This window comes from Bradyrhizobium glycinis, from assembly GCF_016031655.1.
GTDB classification, from domain to species: domain Bacteria; phylum Pseudomonadota; class Alphaproteobacteria; order Rhizobiales; family Xanthobacteraceae; genus Bradyrhizobium; species Bradyrhizobium glycinis.
Genome location: NZ_JACCHQ010000002.1, coordinates 384,300 through 403,171, shown reverse-complemented (window position 1 = coordinate 403,171; position 18,872 = coordinate 384,300). Strand labels below are relative to the sequence as shown.

Genomic DNA, 18,872 nt, shown 5'->3' with positions numbered 1-18,872 from the left:
GCGCCACCCCGGAACGACCGAAGCCAGGATGCAATTGAACTTGTTGCCGCGGCGCTTTACTTTGTCGGGCAATTATCGACGGAACCAGACGCGAAAGGACGTTTCATGAGCGTGCGCCCTCAGGCCAAGGACGAGCCGGCTGCGGCTTCTTTCCAGTGGGACGATCCGTTCCTGCTCGACGAGCAGCTCACCGAAGACGAGCGCATGGTGCGCGACACCGCCCGCGCCTATGCGCAGGACAAGCTGCTGCCGCGCGTCTCCAAGGCCTATCTCGAGGAGAAGACCGATCGCGAGATCTTCAACGAGATGGGCGAACTCGGCCTGATCGGCATCACGCTGCCCGAGGAATATGGCTGCGCCAATGCGAGCTACGTCGCCTATGGCCTCGTCGCGCGCGAGATCGAGCGGGTCGATTCCGGCTACCGCTCGATGAACTCGGTGCAGTCATCGCTGGTGATGTACCCGATCTACGCCTATGGCGACGAGAACCAGCGCAAGAAGTACCTGCCCAAGCTCGCCAGCGGCGAGTGGGTCGGCTGCTTCGGCCTGACCGAGCCCGATGCCGGCTCAGATCCGGCCGGCATGAAGACCCGCGCCGAGAAGGTGTCGGACGGCTATCGCCTCACCGGCAGCAAGATGTGGATCTCGAACGCGCCGATCGCCGACGTCTTCGTGGTCTGGGCCAAGTCGGCCGCCCACGACAACCAGATCCGCGGCTTCGTCCTGGAGAAGGGCATGAAGGGCCTGTCCGCGCCCAAGATCGGCGGCAAGCTCTCGCTTCGCGCCTCCATCACCGGTGAGGTCGTGATGGACGGCGTCGTGGTCCCGGAGGACGCCCTGCTGCCCAACGTCTCCGGCCTCAAGGGCCCGTTCGGCTGCCTCAACCGCGCCCGCTACGGCATCTCCTGGGGTGCGCTTGGCGCCGCCGAGGACTGCATGCACCGCGCCCGTCAATACACACTCGACCGCAAGCAGTTCGGCAAGCCGCTCGCCGCGACCCAGCTGGTGCAGAAGAAGCTCGCCGACATGGAGACCGAGATCGCGCTCGGCCTGCAGGGCTCGCTTCGCGTCGGCCGCCTGATGGACGAGGGCAAGTTCGCGCCCGAGATGATCTCGATCATGAAGCGCAACAATTGCGGCAAGGCGCTCGACATCGCCCGCACCGCCCGCGACATGCACGGCGGCAACGGGATCTCGATCGAGTATCACGTGATGCGCCACGTCCATAACCTCGAGACGGTCAACACCTATGAGGGCACCCACGACGTCCACGCCCTGATCCTGGGCCGCGCGATCACGGGTATTCAGGCGTTTTTCTGAACGTCACGGAGCACCGTGGCGATTGTCTCGCTCCACTGGATCGTCCGCGCAGGCGGACGATCCAGTATTCCAGAGACCTAGCCTTCGCCACAGATGCCGCGGCGTACTGGATACCCCGCCTTCGCGGAGTATGACGGCGGGGATGGGGCAGCAGTGCACAGGAAGTCCGATGTCCGACAACGACGACGTCCCGTTCAACCGCAACTTTCCGCTGCAGCCCGGCATCGTCGAGGAGGTTCGCCCCGGCGTGCGGCGCGTGCTCTGCAACAATCCGAGCCCGTTCACCTTCACGGGCACGGTCAGCTACATCGTCGGCAAGGGCAATGTCGCGATCATCGATCCCGGTCCGGATGACGCGGCGCATGCGGCGGCGCTGCTCGATGCCGTGCGCGGCGAGACCGTGACGCACATCTTCGTCACCCACACCCATCGCGACCATTCGCCGAACACCGCGCGGATCAAGCAGGCGACAGGTGCGCCGGTCTATGCCGAAGGCCCGCATCGCGCCTCGCGGCCGCGGTTCGAGAGCGAGAAGCACAATCCGGAATCCGGCGCCGACCGCGATTTTGCGCCGGACGTCAATCTCGCACACGGCGACGTCGTGGAAGGCGACGGCTGGCGGCTCGAGACCGTGGCGACGCCCGGCCACACGGCCAATCATCTGGCATTCGCCTGGCCGGAGCGGAAGTTCAACTTCGTTGGCGATCACGTGATGGGCTGGTCGACCTCGATCGTGGCGCCGCCGGACGGCTCGATGATCGATTACATGGATTCGCTCGATCGGCTCGCGGCCCGGGAGGAGGATCTCTATTTCTCGGGCCATGGCCCCGAGATTCCCGAGGGCCAGCGCTTCGTGCGCTTCCTCATCCGGCACCGCAAGGCGCGCGAGGCCTCGATCCTGCACCGCCTCGCCAAGGGCGAGGCCGACATCCCGACCATGGTCCGCGCGATCTATATCGGTATCGATCCCCGCCTGACCACCGCGGCCGGCTATTCCGTTCTGGCGCATTTGGAAGAGCTGGTCGCCCGCGGCGTGGTGGCGACGGATGGCGATCCCGTGATCGGCGGGACCTATCGGATGGCTTAGCTCGTCATTCCGGGGCGCGCGTTAGCGCGAACCCGGAATCTCGCGCTACAATCTCGAGATCCCGGGTTCGCCGCCATGCGGCGCCCCGGGATGACGCTAGCGCGTCATTTCTTCACCGTCTTCGCCGGCGCCTTGGGCGGTGCGACCGGGGTCTTCTTCACCGGCTTGAGCGCGTCGGCATCGGCGGCGGTGTTGAGGTCGTCGATGAATTTCTTGACGCGCGCGGCATTGCTGCCGAGGTCGTTGTCGAAATTGCGCGACGCAGAGCGGATATCGACGCGGGAATCATCGCCATCCGGCACGACCCTGATCGAAACGTCCTCGCGGAAACCCATGATCGGCGTGCGCGCCACCGCCTCGATGCGGCCGATGCGACGCGGCGGCTGCGGTGCGCGCTCGTCGATCACGATCCATTTGCGCTTGTGGACGAGCTGGAGCGCGATCGCATAGGCGCGGTCGGCCGAGATCTCGAGCTCGACGGGCTCGATCTCGGGATAGAAGTGGCGCTGCTGCTCCGCCGAATAGAGGCCGGCATAGACCGCGGTGTTGGTGCCCTCGCCGGTGCGCAGGCGCGCCAGCGCATCGAAGCGCGGCGGATCGATCGGGTCGGTGGTGATGTCGTAGATCGACGGCAGCTTGCGATATTGAAAGGCGAGATAAGCGGGGTAGGCAAGGATCGCCCCGTCGATCAGGAAGGCGAGCAGGATGCGCGCCATGCCGCGCGAGCCGTTCTGCCAGATTGCGGCAAAGCCGGCGAGCCCGAACAGGATCGAGAGGCCGGCGATCGCGAGCCCGCCGAGGAACGTCGCAAGCGCCGGCTTCGGCTCCAGGAAATCGAAGCGGACGATGATGACCGACACCACCACCGCCACTACCGCGAAGACGGCCAGATTGCGCGCCCAGCTCGCCAGGCTGGACACGGGCTCCGATTGGTAAGGAGCGGAAAACCTGCGGGCCATCGGGTGAAGCTCTGCCGGATGTTGAGCGCGGTGCCGGCCGATCGGCGCGACGATGGGCCGTTGAGACCACGGCGCGGGGGCAAATTCAAGGGTCGATCACCCTCCCCTGGAGGGAGAGGGTCGATCGCGCGCAGCGCGAGCGGGGTGGGGTGATCTAGCCACTCGGGCACTGTTGGATGAGGAGATACCGTCACCCCACCCCGTCTCACATGTCGCTGCGCTCTATGTGAGCCAACCCACGGGCGAGCTATGCTTGTCCCGGACCCCTCCAGGGGAGGGTGGGCACCAACGTCTCTACGCCGCCGCGTTCGGGAAGCGATAATCCCTAAACTGGTCGCGCAGCGCCGTCTTCAGGATCTTGCCGGTGGCCGTATGCGGAATGCCGTCGACGAAAGCGACGTCGTCGGGCATCCACCATTTGGCGATCTTGCCCTCCATGAACTTCAGGATGTCCTCGCGCGTGGCCTGCTGGCCCTGCTTGAGCTGCACGATCAAAAGCGGCCGCTCGTCCCATTTGGGGTGGAACACGCCGATCACGGCGGCTTCCGCCACGGCGGGGTGGCCGACCGCGAGGTTTTCGAGGTCGATCGAGGAGATCCACTCGCCGCCGGACTTGATCACGTCCTTGGAGCGGTCGGTGATCCGCATATAGCCGTCCTCGTCGATGGTCGAGACGTCGCCGGTGTCGAAGAAGCCGTCCTCGTCGAGGATGTTGCTGTCGACGCGGTAATAGGCCTTGGCGACGGCGGGCCCGGAGACCTTGAGGCGACCGAAGGTCTTGCCGTCCCAGGGCAGCTCCTTGCCGGCATCGTCGGTGATCTTCATCTGAACGCCGAACGGGGCATAACCCTGCATCTGCAGCACGTCGAGCCTGGCCTCGCCGGTCGCATTCTGGAACGGCGGCTTCAGGGCCGCGACGCTGCCGATCGGGCTCATCTCGGTCATGCCCCAGGCGTGGCGGACGTTCGAGCCCATGTCGAGGAAGGCCTTGATCATCGAGCGCGGCATCGCCGAGCCGCCGCAGATCACCATCTTCAGCTCCGGCAGCTTGAGATTGTTGGCGGCCATGTGCTGGAGCAGCATCAGCCACACCGTCGGCACGCCGGCGGTGTGCGTCACCTTTTCGGTCGAGAGCAGCTCATAGACCGAGGCGCCATCGAGCTTGGCGCCCGGCATCACCAGCTTGGTGCCCTGCGACGGAGCGGAGAAGGCGATGCCCCAGCTGTTGGCATGGAACAGCGGAACGACCGGCAGCATTGTCTCGGACGCACTGGTGCCGAGCGCGTCGACGTTGTTGGCCATCAGCGCGTGCAGCACGTTGGAGCGATGCGAATACAGCACACCCTTGGGATCACCGGTCGTGCCGGAGGTGTAGCACATCGCCGCCGCCGTGTTCTCGTCAAAGTCCTTCCATTTGAATTTGCCGTCGGCCTGCGCAATCCAGTCCTCGTAGGCGACCGCGTTTTTCAGCGTGGTCTCCGGCATGTGAGCCTTGTCGGTGAGCACGATGTAGCGCTCCACGCTGGGCAGCTTGTCCGCGATCTTCTCCAGGATCGGAATGAAGGTGAGATCGGTCATCACGACGCGATCCTGCGCATGATTGACGATCCAGGCGATCTGTTCGGGGAAAAGGCGGGGATTGACGGTATGGCAGATGGCGCCGATCCCCATGATGCCGTACCAGACCTCCAGATGACGCCAGGTGTTCCAGGCGATCGTTGCAACACGGTCCCCGAGCTTGATGCCGTCGCGCTCCAGCATCTGCGAGACCTTGAGCGCGCGCTGGTGGATCTCGGCGTAGTTGGTGCGATGGATCGGTCCCTCGACCGAGCGTGTGACCACCTCCTGCTTGCCATGAATCCTGGCGGCGTGTTCGATGATCCGGTGGCAGAGCAGGGGCCAATCTTGCATCAAACCAAGCATTCCGACGTTCCTCCGAGAAGTCGCTGGGCGCATTGTCGCTCTCAGCGTTGGGCCAAAGAATTGACATGAGTTTTAGCCTGCCGGAGTTTCGCCGCAAATGGTCTTGTCGCGGCTATATGTCCGCCGGCACGGCAATGGTTACCGTCGCGCTCGGGCTGGTGCTCGTGTCTGCGGAGACGGCAGAGGCGCGGAAACATCCTGCGCCACTCGATCTCTTCAACCTGGGCACACCACGGCCGCGGGCGGCGGCTCGCGCCGCCAGGATCCCGCTGCCGAGAGCGCGGCCCGCAGAGGCCCCAAAGGTGCAAGAAAAGGCGACCGACGAAGCTCCGCCCGAAACGGAGGGTAAGCCGTCTGCCGACCAGCCGACCGCCGACAAGCCGGTCGAGGCTGCGCCACCCCAGAAGCAGGCCTCAGCCTGCCGGCTCGCGCTGACCGAGGACATCGCGATCGCGCCCTCGATCCCGGATATCCGCGGGCCCGGTGCCTGTGGCGGCGAGGATCTGGTGCGGCTGGAAGCCATCGTGCTGCCGGACAAGCGCAAGGTGACGGTGAAGCCGGCGGCGATCCTTCGCTGCACCATGGCGTCCGCGCTCGCCGATTGGCTGCGCAACGACATGGTGCCGCTGGCCGCGGGCCTCGGCTCGCCCATTGGCGAACTCGATAATTTCGATTCCTTCGAGTGCCGCGGCCGCAATCGCGTCGCAGGCGCGATGCTGTCCGAGCATGGCAAGGCCAATGCCATCGACATCCGCGCCATCAAGCTCGCCAATGGGCAGTCGATTGGTCTCACCGACCGTACCACTTCGCGCGAGCTGCGCGAGCGCGTGCTGCACTCGGTCTGCGCACGCTTTTCCACCGTGCTCGGCCCGGGCTCGGACTGGTACCACGAGGACCACATCCATCTCGATCTGGCCCAGCGGCGCAACGACTACCGGATCTGCCAGTGGAACGTGTGGGATCCGCTGCCACAGGTCGCTCCGCTGCTGCCGGCGGAACGTCCCGAGGAGGCACCGCCGCGCGAGGTCGCGGCCAAACCCGAGGCAAAGGAGAGCGCCGACGACGGAGGGGCGGAGACACGTCCGGAGCATCCAGCGGACAAGCCGGCGACGGATAGCAACAAAGCCCAGCCGCACAAAGCGGCAACAAAAAAGCGCCGGTGAAACCGGCGCTTTGAAAAGCCTCGGGCAGGCCTGCTTAGAATGAACTGGAGCCGCCGCCCTGGAGCGCAAGGCGCGAATTGTAGGGCGAATCGCCGTGCTTCGGCTCGAGCACCACGACGAGGGTGCCGACCTTGACGCGGTCATAGAGATCGATCGCGTCCTCATTGGTCAGGCGGATACAGCCGGACGAGATCGAGGCGCCGATATATTCCGGCTGGTTGGTGCCGTGGATGCGGAACAGCGTGTCCTTGCCACCCGAATACAGGTACAGCGCCCGGGAGCCCATCGGATTGTCTGGACCAGGCGCGACATAGGTCGGCACGCCCAAACGCGAAATTTCGCTGGGGGTGGGGTGCCAGGCCGGCCACTCGGTCTTGCTGCCCACCTTGGCGATGCCCGACCAGGCCATCGCTTCTTCACCGACGGTGATGCCGTAGCGGATCGCCTTGCCGCCATCCAGCACGTAATAGAGGTAATGATTGTCGGAATCGACCACGATCGAGCCAGGCGCTTCCTTACGGTGGTACTGGACGATGGCGCGGCGGAACGGCTCGGCGACCGGGGTGTTCTCGTACCTGACCTTGGCGAGGAGCTCCTTGTCCTTCGGCTTGAAGGCCTTGGTGTCGGTCGCCTCATAATGAGTGGCCTGCATGCAGCCCGACAGCATCAGGCCGGCGGCCAAAATCCCAAACTTAACTTTCAGCGACGACATGGTTTGGTTCCAATCAAAACAATACCGTGCGGAAGGGGCCTGAGCTTAGCGCCCAAGTTCCTCGACTCCGTTAAGCCCATTATCGTTGAAATCTGCCACAATTCCAGCGCTGAAGCCGTTTTCCCGCGCTGCAAGGCCCCAGCTGTGGCTTTTCTGCCGCAAATTTGGCGGTGTTATGAGGGTTTTTGTGGTGCGACGCGCCAAACTGTTCCTTCGGCGCCACAGTTGAGCCTTGGGTCGGCCGCAGATGCAAACGCTCCGTTAATGTTGTTGTCATCGTGAACCTGTCAGAATCGCGCTAAGGGCAGTCGTTCTGTCGCAGGATCTCTGGAGCTTTTAATGTTTTCGGTGTTCGTTCCCTCCGAGACCTCCCTCAAGAAGGCGGTTATCGAGGATCTCACAGCACTGCCGGAGAACGCAGTGTGGATCGACCTCGTCAACCCCTCGGCTGCTGAGGACAAAGCCGTGGAGCGGCTGGCGGGTATCGCCATCCCGACCCGGGAAGACATGCAGGAGATCGAGATCTCCAGCCGGCTCTATATGGAGAACGGCGCGCGCTACATGACCGCGACCCTGATGTGCCACTCCGATACCGACATGCCGCGGACCACGGCGGTGACCTTCATCCTTGGCGACCACCGCCTGGTTACGGTCCGCTACGACCTGCCCAAGCCCTTCGCGCTAGTCGAGGCCAAGCTCGCCCGCTCCTGCACCCCGTCGATCACCGGCGAGATGGTGCTGATGGAGCTCCTGGACGCCGTGATCGACCGCTGCGCCGACATTCTGGAGCGCTGCGGCGCCGAGATCGACCAGGTCTCCCACGAGATCTTCGAGCCGGAGAGCGAGCGCCACGGCCACGCCAAGCGATATTCCCAAATCCTGATCTCGATCGGCCGCAAGGGCGATTTGACCTCGAAGGTTCGCGAGAGCCTGGTCTCGATCGGCCGTGTCGTGACGTTCCTCTCCGCGGTGGTCGAGGGCGTGAAGTGGTCGAAGGACATGCGCGAGCAGCTCAAGACCATGCAGCGCGACGTCGCCTCACTGACCGATCACGCCTCCTATCTCTCCAGCAAGATCACCTTCGTGCTCGACGCCATGCTCGGCGTGGTCAATCTCGAGCAGAACAACATCATCAAGTTGTTCTCGGTGATGGCCGTCGTCTTGATGCCGCCGACGCTGATCGCCTCGGTCTACGGCATGAACTTCAAGGTGATGCCGGAACTCGAATGGGTGCACGGCTATCCGATGGCGCTGGTGATGATGCTGATCGCCGCCATCGTCCCGTACTGGATCTTCAAGTTCAAGAAGTGGCTGTAGGAACCGTGCGCGAGCAAAGATACCTACCGAGACCTTACGCCGCTCGCACAGACACGATGAATCGTGTCGCAGAATAGATCGGCATTGCGGCGACGCGGTGATGTCCGTGTCACGCCGCAATTCCTCCGGTAAAATTTGAGCGGTGGGCTGAACGTTTGCGCGAAACTTGTCTGCGATAAGCAGGGCGTAGCCGCGAGGAACAGCCATGGTTGAGAAACACATAACGTCGCCCCGCAACGTCATCGATCTGGCGAACTACCGTCAGGTCCTGGCGAGCGGCAAGGCGCCGTCGATGTCGGCACGCATGTGCCGGCACTGTGGTGCTCCGCTGCTCGATGGTGAGAACGACGACGACTGCTCGACTGCATTCAGCACGGCCGCTCCGCGGCCGCGCGAGCGGTCACGTCGGATTCGACTCGATTGAGGAACGGAAGGTAAGGGCGATCCAGGTCTTGCGGCGGCGTTGTCTGGATCGCCTTGCTTCCGTCATCACTTGTCTCCAATTCGTCATTGCGAGGAGCGAAGCGACGAAGCAATCCAGACTGTCTCCGTGGAGGCAGTCTGGATTGCTTCGCGGAGCCTGTCATCGGGCCGCGCTTCGCGCGGACCCGTTGGCTCGCAATGACGAGAAGAGAGAGCCTATACGTGCTGGCCGCCGTTGATGTGGATCTCGGCGCCGTTGACGTATGAGCTGGTGTCCGTGCACAGCACGTAGATGATCTTTGCCACCTCGTCGGGCGTGCCGAGGCGGTGCATCGGGATCTGCTGCTCGACGATCTTCTCGGTGCCCGGCGACAGGATCGAGGTGTCGATCTCGCCCGGGGCAATCGCGTTGACGCGCACGCCGATGCGGCCGAAGTCGGAGGCCATCTCGCGCGTCAGCGCGGCGAGCGCCGCCTTCGAGGTGGCATAGGCGGCGCCTGCGAAGGGGTGCACGCGCGAGCCCGCGATCGAGGTGACGTTCACGACCGACCCCTTGGCCGCCTTCAATTCCTCGATCAGCCCGCGCGCCATCATGATCGGCGCGAAGAAATTGACATGGAAGACGTGGGTCCAGGTGTCGAGGTCGGTGTCGACCGAGCCCAGCCGGGAGCCGCCCGGGCCCTTCGGCGAGATCGCGGCGTTGTTGACCAGCGCATGAAGCGTGCCGCCCTCGAGCCGGTTGCGGATCTCCGAGATCGCGCGCGCGGTGTCCTGGGGATCGCCGAGGTCGACCTGGATATGGTCCTCCGGCCCGGCGTCCCAGGGGCAGTCCTCGGGGAAAGCGTGCCGCGAGCAGGTGATGACGCGCCAGCCCGCCGAGGAGAAACGGATCACGGTGGCGTGGCCGATGCCGCGGCTGGCTCCGGTCAGGAGCAGCGTACGGCGCGGCGCATTGGACGAATGCGGCATGGACATCTTTCAGGTCGGCCCAAAGCTTACGGATACATCCGCGTCTTGGACCACGGTTGGCCGGCCGCGTCACGGCGAAATTCGATGCGGTCGTGCAGGCGGAACGGGCGGTCGTGCCAGAACTCGATGCGGAGCGGCGTGATGCGCCAGCCGCTCCAGCCCGGCGGCCGCGGCACTTCGCCGATGACGTATTTGGCCGCGACCTTGGCGATGGCCTGCTCGAACGCGAACCGGCTCTCCAGCTCTTGCGATTGCTTGCTCGCCCAGGCGCCGATCTGGGCCTGCTTCGGTCGCGTCGCGAAATAGGCATCGGCCTCGGCGTCCGTCACCGGCGTCACGTTGCCGCGGATGCGAACCTGACGGCGCAGCGACTTCCAGTGAAAAAGTAACGCGGCCTTAGGATTTGCGGCGAGTTCGCGGCCCTTCTGGCTGGCGATGTGGCTGTAGAAGACGAAACCGTCGGTATCGAAGCCCTTCATCAGCACCATGCGCACATCGGGCATCCCGTCGGGATCGACGGTTGCGAGCGCCATGGCGTTCGGATCGTTCGGCTCGCTCTTGACCGCTTCGTTCAGCCAGGCCTCGAACAACGCAAATGGCTCGTCGGCGGCGGTGAAATCACCGGATGTTAAGGGTGTCTGGTGTTTCATCGAGGTCGTGTCGGTCATGTCCGGAGTCCGAGTTGCGTCCCGCGGCCCAAAACGCGTTGTTGTCCGCTACCGCCCTATATAGGGCATGGGGACGCGTTGGCCTATCGGCGATCCGGCCGTCCGGGTTCGTCATGACGATGATTCTGATCGGGCTCGGTGCCGGCGGCTGCAGCTTTTCCCGAAACGACGGCAGCGCCTATGCCAAGGCCGAGGACAGCGACCTCACCGGTTCGATCGCGCGGCCGGCGAAGGACGCTCCCCCGACGGAGACCGATCTCGCCTTTACCCGCAACGCCGCCTCCGACGTCCTCAGCAAAGGCGACAAGGATTCCAGCCAGCATTGGGAGAATCCGGAGACCGGGGCGCGCGGCTCGGTGACGCCCATTGCCCAGTCCTACGCCGCCGAGGACGGGCGCAAATGCCGCGACTTCCTGGCGAGCTACGTCAACGGCAATACCGAAAGCTGGCTCCAGGGCGCCGGTTGCCAAAGCAGCCGTGGCCGTTGGGAGATTCATACGCTAAAGCCGTGGCGGAGCTGAGCCTGATCCGGACCCGAAGGGCCGCGTTCGCGAAAAGTGGGAACCGGTTTTCCGATAAGGCCATGCTCCAAACTGAGCTTCAGCTCGCGTTCCGAGTTGCAAAAATGCCACTCTCTTCCCACATCACCAGCAGGTGGGGCGGGGAGCCCTTTGAACAATTCGATTTCTTGAAGGAGACGTGACGAATGCGCGACCCCTATGAGGTCTTGGGGGTGCCGCGGAGCGCCAGCGCTGCCGCGATCAAGAGCGCCTATCGCAAGCTGGCTAAGAAGCACCATCCGGACAGCAACAAGGGTGATCCGAAGGCGGCCGAACGCTTCGCCGAGATCAACTCGGCCAACGAGATCCTCGGCGACGAGGACAAGCGCAAGCAGTTTGACCGCGGCGAGATCGACGCCGAGGGCAAGCCGCGCTTCCAGGGTTTTCCGGGCGGCGGCGGTCCTCGCGGCCGCGCGGGCCCTGGCGGGTTCGAAAGCTATACGTTCCGAAGCGGCGGTGCGGGCGGCCCGGGCGGCGGCGCGTTCGAGGACATCCTCAACAGCATGTTCGGCGGCGGGATGCGCGGCGCGCGGCCCGGAGCCGGCGGCGGTGCCCAGTTCGAGTTCGACACCGGCGGTATCGGGCTCGATCTCGACGTCAACGTCGCCATGAGCGTCTCGCTGGAAGAGGCGGTCAAGGGCGGCGAGAAGCGTGTCCGGCTGCCGACGGGCAAGGAGCTCAACGTCAAGATTCCGGCCGGGGTCACCGAGGGCCAGCAGATCAGGCTGCGGGGGCAGGGGGAAAGCGCGCAGGGCCATCCGCCCGGCGATCTCCTGATCACCATCAACATCGCGCCGCACCCGTTCTTCAAGGTCGAGGGCTCCGACCTCAGGATCGACCTGCCGGTCACGCTCTACGAGGCGGTGCTCGGCGGCAAGGTCCGCGTGCCCACCCTCGGCAATGCCGTGGAACTCTCGGTCCCCAAGAACACCTCCAGCGGCCGGACCTTCCGCCTCAAGGGCAAGGGCCTGCCGAAAGCCGGCGGGACCGGGGATCTCTTCGTCATCATCAGGATTATGCTACCGGACGGGAACGACGCCGAGCTTGAAGCATTGATGGAGAAGTGGCGGGACCAACACCCCTACAATCCACGTAGCGGGCTTGGCTAAAGCATGATCCCGACCCGGAGAGTCCCGTGAGCGCAAAGTGTGTCGCGGTTTTCCGGAAAGATCATGCGCAAAACAAAGAGCTAAAGCGCGAGCCAACGCGCTTTAGGGCGCGATCGAATTGAAGGGGTTCTCCAAAAGGCCCAAGGCGTCATCCTCAATGCATCGTCCTGGAGATGATGCTGATCATATGCCTGAGGCGTGGTAGCGCTTCACGGCTTCGACGTGTCGGCTGCCCGGCGGGACAGCCGATAAAGAGGTGCGGCCTCGAGAGGGGGACCAGCGCGGTACCAAAAACCCCAATCGAGGCCGCCCGCGTCGATCGGCGGATCGAACGCCACTCATAATCGCGTGAGCACCCGGTGCGATAATGAGACGCGTCGATGTCTTGATTCCAAATTTTCGATGACGGAATCTGGGCACTGCGCTTGTATGGTTGTCTAGGTGCCGTTTTTCTCTGCTTGGTCGTAGACGGCCTGCGCCACCTTGGTCAGCCGCTCGCGATCGCTGCTGCCGCTGACGACGTAGCCGACGCCGCGCTCGGCCCAGAACAACGCGCCGTCCTTGTCCGTCTTGGCGTAGCGCATTTGCGTTGCACCATTCTCGGTCTTGGCGCTGTAGATCGTGTACCGCTCGCCCGAGGCGCCCTCGTACATCAGGAATGACGCCGGACCGTTTGGTCCCGGCAGAAGCCGGCCGCCGACCAGCTTCAGCCCGCTCGCCTCCAGGTTCGGCGCGAACACGGTCCAGCCGCAGCGCCGGGTCAGCCAAGCCTGCAAGTGATCGCGCTCGTTGCCGCCGACCTCCACGGGGTGGCGGACCTCGACGACATACAGGCGGTGCGCGTCGAGCGCGTCCGCCGTAAAGCTCCGGAAGGTCGAGGGCGCGTTGGCGGCGCCATGCGCCACCCAGCCGGCGGTGCCGCCGGCGACGAAGGCAACCAGCACGGCCGCGGCGGCACCATAGAGCCATTGCCGCGGGCGGCGCTCCAGCCGCTCGAGCTCGAGCCGTGCGGGCACCGGTTCATGGGCAACCGAATCGTAACGGGCGTGCAGCATCTCGGCCATGGTCCGCCAGGATTGCACCCGCTCGGCGTCCTCGGGGTGGGAGGCAAGAAACGCCTCGACGTCGGCGCGTCGCTCGGCCGGCAGCTCGCCGTCGACATAGGCGTGCAGTTCGTCCTCGGTCACGGGGATGTTGCGGTCGTTCATATTGATCGTCTCTGGCTCTGCGGCCCAAAATATCTTTTGCGAGTTAGCTTCGCGCAGCTCACCGTCAGGCTGCGGGCGGACATTATTCGATGCATGGATCCGGTCATCATTTCACTCGCCTGAGCGCCGTACGCTCGCCCTCCAGCGAGGCTTTGACGTGGGCTCTTGCGCGCGCCAGGCGCGACATCACGGTGCCGATCGGCACACCCTGGATGTCGGCAACCTCGCGGTAGCTCATGCCTTCCAGCATCACCAGGAGCAGCACCGAACGCTGCTCCTCGACGAGGGTGGCCAGCGCCTTCTCGATGTCGCGCCCCTCGGCCTCGGTCCCGCTGGCATCCGGGTTGTTCTCCGTCAGCGGCATGAATTGCGGTCGCCTTGCCAGCGAGCGCCGCCGGTTCTTGTTGAGGTTGGTCAGGATCGTATAGAGCCAGCTCCTGACGTCGCCTCCGAGAAACAGCCGCTCCGAACGTAGCGCGCGTACCAACGTGTCCTGGACCAGATCGTCGGCCGCATCCGCATCGCGTGTGAGCGCGCGGGCGTAGCGGCGCAACGCCGGGATCATGGCTTCCACACTCTGGCGAAACGCACTCATTGCAGTCCTGACATCCCTGGCGTTCGGCGCGCGCCTCAACGATCATAACACCCCACCGGAACGGCTATTCCGGCACTCGAAACAGCGTTAACGCCGCGGATTAGGGCTGTACCGCGGGGGAGGGCTGGTGTACCTCCAGACCTCAACGAGAGTTCGACGGGACGTGCAAAAATGGCGCAGAATTCGGGTCTGATGCAAGGAAAGCGCGGGGTCATCCTCGGCGTCGCCAACAACCGCTCGATCGCCTGGGGCATCGCCAAGGCATGCCACGCCGCGGGCGCCGAGCTCGCCTTCACCTATCAGGGCGATGCGCTGAAGAAGCGCGTCGAGCCGCTTGCCGCCGAGATCGGCGGCCTCGTGCTCGGCCATTGCGACGTCACCGATGCCGCGACCATCGATGCCGCCTTCGCTGTGCTGAAGGAGAAGTGGGGCAAGATCGACTTCCTGGTGCATGCGATCGCCTATGGCGAGCAGCTCGACGGCCGCTACGTCGACACCACGCAGGAGAATTTTTCGAAGTCGATGCTGATCTCCTGCTATTCGTTCACGGCGGTGGCGCAGCGCGCCGAGAAGCTGATGACGGATGGCGGCTCGCTGATCACGCTCTCCTATTACGGCGCCGAGAAGTGGATGCCGCACTACAACGTCATGGGCGTGGCCAAGGCGGCGCTGGAAGCCAGCGTGCGCTATCTCGCTGCCGATCTCGGCGAGAAGAACATTCGCGTCAACGCGATCTCGGCAGGTCCCATCAAGACGCTGGCGGCGTCCGGCATCGGCGACTTCCGCTATATCCTGAAGTGGAACGAGACCAACGCGCCGATGCGGCGCAACGTGTCCACCGAAGACGTCGGCGGCAGCGCGCTGTATTTCCTCTCCGACCTCTCGCGCGGCGTCACCGGCGAGGTGCACCACGTCGATTCCGGCTATCACGTGCTCGGCATGAAGCGGCCGGATGCGCCTGATATCTCGCTTGGCGGGAAGGACTAGCCTTGAGCTGAAATGCCCAAGCCTACGATCTACTATCTTCGCCACGGCGAGACCGAGTGGAATGCGCTCGGCAGGCTTCAGGGCACCAGGGACATTCCGCTGAACGCGCGCGGCTGCAGCCAGGCCGTGCAGGCCGGCGGCGTTCTCGCCGAACTGCTTAAGCGCGACGGGCGCGACAAGGCCGCGCTGGCTTACGTGTCGAGCCCGCTCTGCCGTGCGCGCCAGACCATGGAGCTCGCGCGCGGTAAGCTCGAATTGCCGCCTGCCGATTACGCGCTCGACGATCGGCTGCGCGAGATCGGCTACGGCACCTGGGAGGGGCTGACGCTGGCCGAGAGCGAGGCGAAGGATCCGGACATCTATGCAAGGCGCCTCGCCGACAAATGGACCGTGGCGCCTGCGGGCGGGGAGACCTACGCCGACGTGCAGGTCCGCGTGCGTGCCTGGTACGAGCAGCTCCGGGCCGACACCGTCGCGGTGGCCCATGGCGGGACCTGCCGGGCCCTGATGGTGTCCCTGGGGCTGGAGACCCCCGCCAGCGCCGCCGAGCTCTATATCGAGCAGGGCGCCGTCTACGTGTTCCGCGGCGGGTGGCTGGAGAAGTTTAGTTGAGCCGGAGCGCTGCCTCGCCCTCCGCCGTCATGCCCGGGCTGGTCCCGGGCATCCACGGACTTTCGTGCTCGCAGCCACTAAGAACGTGGATGGCCGGGACGAGCCCGGCCATGACGGCTTTGCGGATATTTGACCCCTATTTCAGGGCGAGTTAAGTCAGCGTTGACTTACGAACCCGCGAGCAGCGATGTCCTTCAACACTTTCGGCCACATGTTCCGCGTCACCACCTTCGGCGAGAGCCATGGGGTGGCGATCGGCTGCGTGGTTGACGGTTGCCCACCGATGATCCCGCTCACCGAGGCCGACATCCAGCGGGATCTCGACCGCCGCCGTCCCGGCCAGTCGCGCTTCACCACGCAGCGCCAGGAGCCGGACCAGGTGAAGATCCTCTCCGGCGTGATGGCCCATCCCGAGACCGGCGTTCAGGTGACGACGGGCACGCCGATCGGCCTTCTGATCGAGAACACCGACCAGCGCTCGAAGGATTATTCCGAGATCAAGGACAAGTTTCGTCCCGGTCACGCCGACTTCACCTATGAGGCGAAGTACGGCCTGCGCGACTATCGCGGTGGCGGGCGCTCCTCGGCGCGCGAGACGGCGATGCGCGTTGCCGCCGGCGCCATCGCCCGGAAAGTGCTGCCTGATGTCAGGGTGCGGGGCGCCTTGGTGCAGATCGGCCCGCACAAGATCGACCGCGACAAGTGGGACTGGGACGAGGTCGCCAGGAATCCGTTCTTCTGCCCGGACAAGGACAAGGCCGCGTTCTTCGAGACCTATCTCGACGGCATCCGCAAGAGCGGCTCCTCGATCGGCGCCGTGATCGAGGTCGTCGCCGAAGGCGTGCCGGCAGGTCTCGGCGCGCCGATCTACGCCAAGCTCGATTCCGATCTGGCGGGTGCGATGATGACCATCAACGCGGTGAAGGGCGTCGAGATCGGCGCCGGTTTTGGCGCGGCAGAACTGACGGGTGAGGAGAACGCCGACGAGATACGTTCCGGCAATGACGGCACGCGCTTCCTCTCCAACCACGCCGGCGGCGTGCTGGGCGGCATCTCCACCGGACAGCCCGTGGTGGTGCGTTTCGCGGTGAAGCCGACCTCGTCGATCCTGCAGCCGCGTCGCACCGTCGATCGGCAAGGCACCGAGACCGAGATCTTCACCAAGGGCCGCCACGACCCCTGCGTCGGCATCCGTGCCGTCCCCGTCGGCGAGGCCATGATGGCCTGCGTGCTGGCCGATCACTTCCTGCGCGATCGCGGGCAGGTAGGACGTTGACGTTTTCAGCTCTCCCTGGGGGAGAGGTGATCTTGTCGACGCGGCACTAGCTCTCCGCGCAGCTTGACGATTCCGCAACTTCGTCTGCAAATGCAGCCATGAACAGCTCCGAGCTTCGGCGCATCTGCAATTGGCTGATCGACGGCGCCTGGTCGGCTCAGGAGCCGGCGGTAGGGATTGCCGATTTCTGCGAACGTCTGGTCGCGGCCGGCTTGCCGCTGACGCGTTTCGGCATCTTCATCCGCACGCTGCATCCCGAAGTCTTCGGCCGCAACTTCATCTGGCGGCAAGGTCAGGAGGTCGAAGTCGGCAGCGTCGATTTCGAGATCCTGGACACGCCCGAATTCGCCCGCAGCCCGCTCCGCGTCGTGTTCGAGCAGGGGATCGAGGTCCGGGGCCGCGCAAGCGATCCCGACAGCAAGCGATTTCCGTTCCTCGAAGAGATACACGCCGAAGGCGCCACCGACTATATCGCGGTGCCGGTGCCTTTTCTTGATGGCTCCATTCACGCGACGAGCTGGATCACGCAGCAGCCCGGCGGTTTCAGCGACGACGACATCGCGGCGATCCAAGCTGTCATAGCGCCGCTCGGCCGCATCAGCGAGATCATCAGCCAGCGCCGTACCGCCGAGATGCTGCTCGACACCTATGTCGGCAACCGCGCCGGTGCGCGCATCCTCGGCGGCCAGATCCGCCGCGGTCATCACGACACCATGCAGGCGGCGATCTGGCTATCGGACCTGCGCGGCTTCACCGCGCTGTCGGACCGGCTGCCGGCCGAGACGGTGGTCGAGATCCTCAACCAATATTTCGACTGCCAGGTCGCTGCGATCCGCGGCCATGGCGGCGAGGTGCTTAAATTCATGGGCGACGGCCTGCTCGCGGTGTTTCCGATCGACGAATATGTCGGCGATGCCGCCCATGTCTGCGCGCGCGTGCTAGAGGCGGCACGCGAATCCCGCGCGAGCGTCGAAGCGCTCGCCTTTCCGGTCGGCGACGTCGTCGAGCGCTTCCGCTTCGGCGTCGCGCTGCATGTCGGCAACATCCTTTACGGCAATATCGGCGGCGGCAACCGTCTCGACTTCACCTGCATCGGCCCGGCCGTCAATCTCGCGGCAAGGCTGGAGAAGATCACGGGGCGCCTGGGGCGAACCGTCGTCGCCTCGGAAGGTTTTGCCAATGTCTGCCGCCATGATTGGCACCAGCTCGGCGAGTTTCCGATCGCGGGATTTTCCAAGGCGCAGCGCGTGTACGGGCTGGCGGAGGAGACGCACGCGCAAGTCGGCTGAGCCTCACTCCTCCGGCTCTGTCGTGAACAGCAGCGGATAGCCCTTGGCGCGGCCGGCGTCGGTGGCGCGCGTTGCCTTGGTTTCGGCGACGTCCTTGGTGAAGACAGCCACCACGCAGGCGCCCAGTCTGTGCGCGGTGATCATCACCTTGTAGGCCTGATCCTCGGTCATGCGGAATTCGGCCTTCAGCACCATGGTGACGAATTCACGCGGCGTGTAGTCGTCGTTGATCAGGATGACCTTGTGCAGCTTCGGCCGCTCGACCCTGGTCCTGGTCCTGGTTTTCGGTTTGGTGACGGTATCGTTCATTCCGCCTCCTGACACGGCGGCTTTGAGTTCCCTGCCGGAGCAATCAGCCCGCGGCCTTCGCACCATATTGCAGGACCTGCACTTTCTCCAAGGTGATCAGTCCGCTCGACATCATGCCGTCCAGGATGGGCAGGAATGCGTTGATGTTATCCTCGCTGTCGACGATCTCGATCACGAGCGGCAAGTCTTCCGAAAGCCGCAGGATCTTTGAGGTGTGCAGCCGGCTGGACTTGCCGAAGCCCATGGGACCGCGCAGCACGGTGGCACCGGCGAGATGTCGCTCTCGCGCGGTCATCACGATCGCCTCATAGAGCGGCTTGCCGTCATAATGGTCGCTCTCGCCGATGAAGATCCGGAGCGAAACTGCCTGATCGGGGATTTGCATG

20 protein-coding genes are annotated in these 18,872 nt (G+C 64.6%); 11 read left to right on the top strand and 9 right to left on the bottom strand.

Annotation, left to right across the window (positions count from 1 at the left end; all coding sequences use genetic code 11):
* Nucleotides 1-105 precede the first annotated feature (105 nt).
* Both HZZ16_RS06200 and HZZ16_RS06195 read left to right on the top strand, forming a co-directional pair.
* Nucleotides 106-1,320, top strand: coding sequence for an acyl-CoA dehydrogenase (locus tag HZZ16_RS06200; protein WP_197947622.1), 1,215 nt, complete (start codon nt 106-108; stop codon nt 1,318-1,320).
* A gap of 169 nt (nt 1,321-1,489) precedes the next feature.
* Nucleotides 1,490-2,407 (top strand): MBL fold metallo-hydrolase, encoded by a 918-nt coding sequence (locus HZZ16_RS06195; protein WP_197947621.1) that lies wholly within the window; start codon nt 1,490-1,492, stop codon nt 2,405-2,407.
* A gap of 104 nt (nt 2,408-2,511) precedes the next feature.
* On the opposite strand, the gene HZZ16_RS06190 is transcribed toward HZZ16_RS06195, so the two are convergent.
* Together HZZ16_RS06190 and HZZ16_RS06185 are read right to left on the bottom strand one after the other, a co-directional pair.
* On the bottom strand, nt 2,512-3,366 hold the full coding sequence (locus tag HZZ16_RS06190) for a DUF1499 domain-containing protein (RefSeq protein ID WP_197947620.1): 855 nt from the start codon (nt 3,364-3,366) through the stop codon (nt 2,512-2,514).
* Between the two features lie 294 nt (nt 3,367-3,660).
* On the bottom strand, nt 3,661-5,289 hold the full coding sequence (locus HZZ16_RS06185; RefSeq protein WP_197947619.1) for a fatty-acid--CoA ligase: 1,629 nt from the start codon (nt 5,287-5,289) through the stop codon (nt 3,661-3,663).
* 65 nt (nt 5,290-5,354) lie between these two features.
* Here HZZ16_RS06185 and HZZ16_RS06180 point away from each other — a divergent pair, with 65 nt between their 5' ends.
* Entirely contained in the window at nt 5,355-6,452 is a 1,098-nt protein-coding gene (locus tag HZZ16_RS06180; RefSeq protein ID WP_197947618.1) for an extensin family protein, read from the top strand.
* Nucleotides 6,453-6,486: 34 nt separating this feature from the next.
* Here the strand turns inward: HZZ16_RS06180 and HZZ16_RS06175 are convergent, their stop codons facing one another.
* On the bottom strand, nt 6,487-7,164 hold the full coding sequence (locus HZZ16_RS06175; protein ID WP_197947617.1) for a L,D-transpeptidase: 678 nt from the start codon (nt 7,162-7,164) through the stop codon (nt 6,487-6,489).
* A gap of 339 nt (nt 7,165-7,503) precedes the next feature.
* Here HZZ16_RS06175 and HZZ16_RS06170 point away from each other — a divergent pair, with 339 nt between their 5' ends.
* Together HZZ16_RS06170 and HZZ16_RS06165 are read left to right on the top strand one after the other, a co-directional pair.
* Entirely contained in the window at nt 7,504-8,481 is a 978-nt protein-coding gene (locus HZZ16_RS06170) for a magnesium transporter CorA family protein (RefSeq protein ID WP_197947616.1), read from the top strand.
* 205 nt (nt 8,482-8,686) lie between these two features.
* The gene (locus HZZ16_RS06165; RefSeq protein WP_035696491.1) at nt 8,687-8,905 is read left to right on the top strand and encodes a hypothetical protein; all 219 of its coding nucleotides are present in this window, start codon (nt 8,687-8,689) and stop codon (nt 8,903-8,905) included.
* Nucleotides 8,906-9,120: 215 nt separating this feature from the next.
* On the opposite strand, the gene HZZ16_RS06160 is transcribed toward HZZ16_RS06165, so the two are convergent.
* Both HZZ16_RS06160 and pdxH read right to left on the bottom strand, forming a co-directional pair.
* Nucleotides 9,121-9,873 carry an SDR family NAD(P)-dependent oxidoreductase gene (locus tag HZZ16_RS06160; RefSeq protein WP_197947615.1) on the bottom strand — a complete coding sequence of 251 codons (753 nt, stop codon included), beginning with the start codon at nt 9,871-9,873 and terminating at the stop codon, nt 9,121-9,123.
* A gap of 26 nt (nt 9,874-9,899) precedes the next feature.
* On the bottom strand, nt 9,900-10,541 hold the full coding sequence (pdxH, locus tag HZZ16_RS06155; RefSeq protein ID WP_197947614.1) for a pyridoxamine 5'-phosphate oxidase: 642 nt from the start codon (nt 10,539-10,541) through the stop codon (nt 9,900-9,902).
* 113 nt (nt 10,542-10,654) lie between these two features.
* Between pdxH and HZZ16_RS06150 the strand changes: the two genes are divergently transcribed.
* Both HZZ16_RS06150 and HZZ16_RS06145 read left to right on the top strand, forming a co-directional pair.
* Nucleotides 10,655-11,062, top strand: coding sequence for an RT0821/Lpp0805 family surface protein (locus HZZ16_RS06150; RefSeq protein WP_197947613.1), 408 nt, complete (start codon nt 10,655-10,657; stop codon nt 11,060-11,062).
* Nucleotides 11,063-11,247: 185 nt separating this feature from the next.
* A complete protein-coding gene (locus HZZ16_RS06145; RefSeq protein WP_197947612.1) occupies nt 11,248-12,210 on the top strand; it encodes a DnaJ C-terminal domain-containing protein in 963 nt (320 codons plus the stop codon).
* Nucleotides 12,211-12,647: 437 nt separating this feature from the next.
* On the opposite strand, the gene HZZ16_RS06140 is transcribed toward HZZ16_RS06145, so the two are convergent.
* Both HZZ16_RS06140 and HZZ16_RS06135 read right to left on the bottom strand, forming a co-directional pair.
* Nucleotides 12,648-13,418, bottom strand: a complete 771-nt coding sequence (locus HZZ16_RS06140; RefSeq protein ID WP_197947611.1) for an anti-sigma factor family protein — start codon at nt 13,416-13,418, stop codon at nt 12,648-12,650.
* 106 nt (nt 13,419-13,524) lie between these two features.
* Nucleotides 13,525-14,013 (bottom strand): RNA polymerase sigma factor, encoded by a 489-nt coding sequence (locus HZZ16_RS06135; protein ID WP_197947610.1) that lies wholly within the window; start codon nt 14,011-14,013, stop codon nt 13,525-13,527.
* 171 nt (nt 14,014-14,184) lie between these two features.
* Between HZZ16_RS06135 and fabI the strand changes: the two genes are divergently transcribed.
* The 4 genes from fabI to HZZ16_RS06115 all read left to right on the top strand — a co-directional run bounded on the left by fabI (nt 14,185) and on the right by HZZ16_RS06115 (nt 18,177).
* A complete protein-coding gene (gene fabI / locus HZZ16_RS06130) occupies nt 14,185-15,000 on the top strand; it encodes an enoyl-ACP reductase FabI (protein ID WP_080135587.1) in 816 nt (271 codons plus the stop codon).
* A 12-nt stretch (nt 15,001-15,012) separates the two neighbouring features.
* Nucleotides 15,013-15,612, top strand: coding sequence for a histidine phosphatase family protein (locus tag HZZ16_RS06125; RefSeq protein WP_197947609.1), 600 nt, complete (start codon nt 15,013-15,015; stop codon nt 15,610-15,612).
* Nucleotides 15,613-15,799: 187 nt separating this feature from the next.
* A complete protein-coding gene (aroC, locus tag HZZ16_RS06120; protein WP_197947608.1) occupies nt 15,800-16,888 on the top strand; it encodes a chorismate synthase in 1,089 nt (362 codons plus the stop codon).
* A gap of 98 nt (nt 16,889-16,986) precedes the next feature.
* On the top strand, nt 16,987-18,177 hold the full coding sequence (locus HZZ16_RS06115; protein ID WP_197947607.1) for an adenylate/guanylate cyclase domain-containing protein: 1,191 nt from the start codon (nt 16,987-16,989) through the stop codon (nt 18,175-18,177).
* Nucleotides 18,178-18,180: 3 nt separating this feature from the next.
* Here the strand turns inward: HZZ16_RS06115 and clpS are convergent, their stop codons facing one another.
* Together clpS and HZZ16_RS06105 are read right to left on the bottom strand one after the other, a co-directional pair.
* Entirely contained in the window at nt 18,181-18,486 is a 306-nt protein-coding gene (clpS, locus tag HZZ16_RS06110; RefSeq protein WP_197947606.1) for an ATP-dependent Clp protease adapter ClpS, read from the bottom strand.
* 43 nt (nt 18,487-18,529) lie between these two features.
* Nucleotides 18,530-18,871, bottom strand: coding sequence for a DUF190 domain-containing protein (locus HZZ16_RS06105; RefSeq protein WP_197947605.1), 342 nt, complete (start codon nt 18,869-18,871; stop codon nt 18,530-18,532).
* Nucleotide 18,872: the final 1 nt, after the last annotated feature.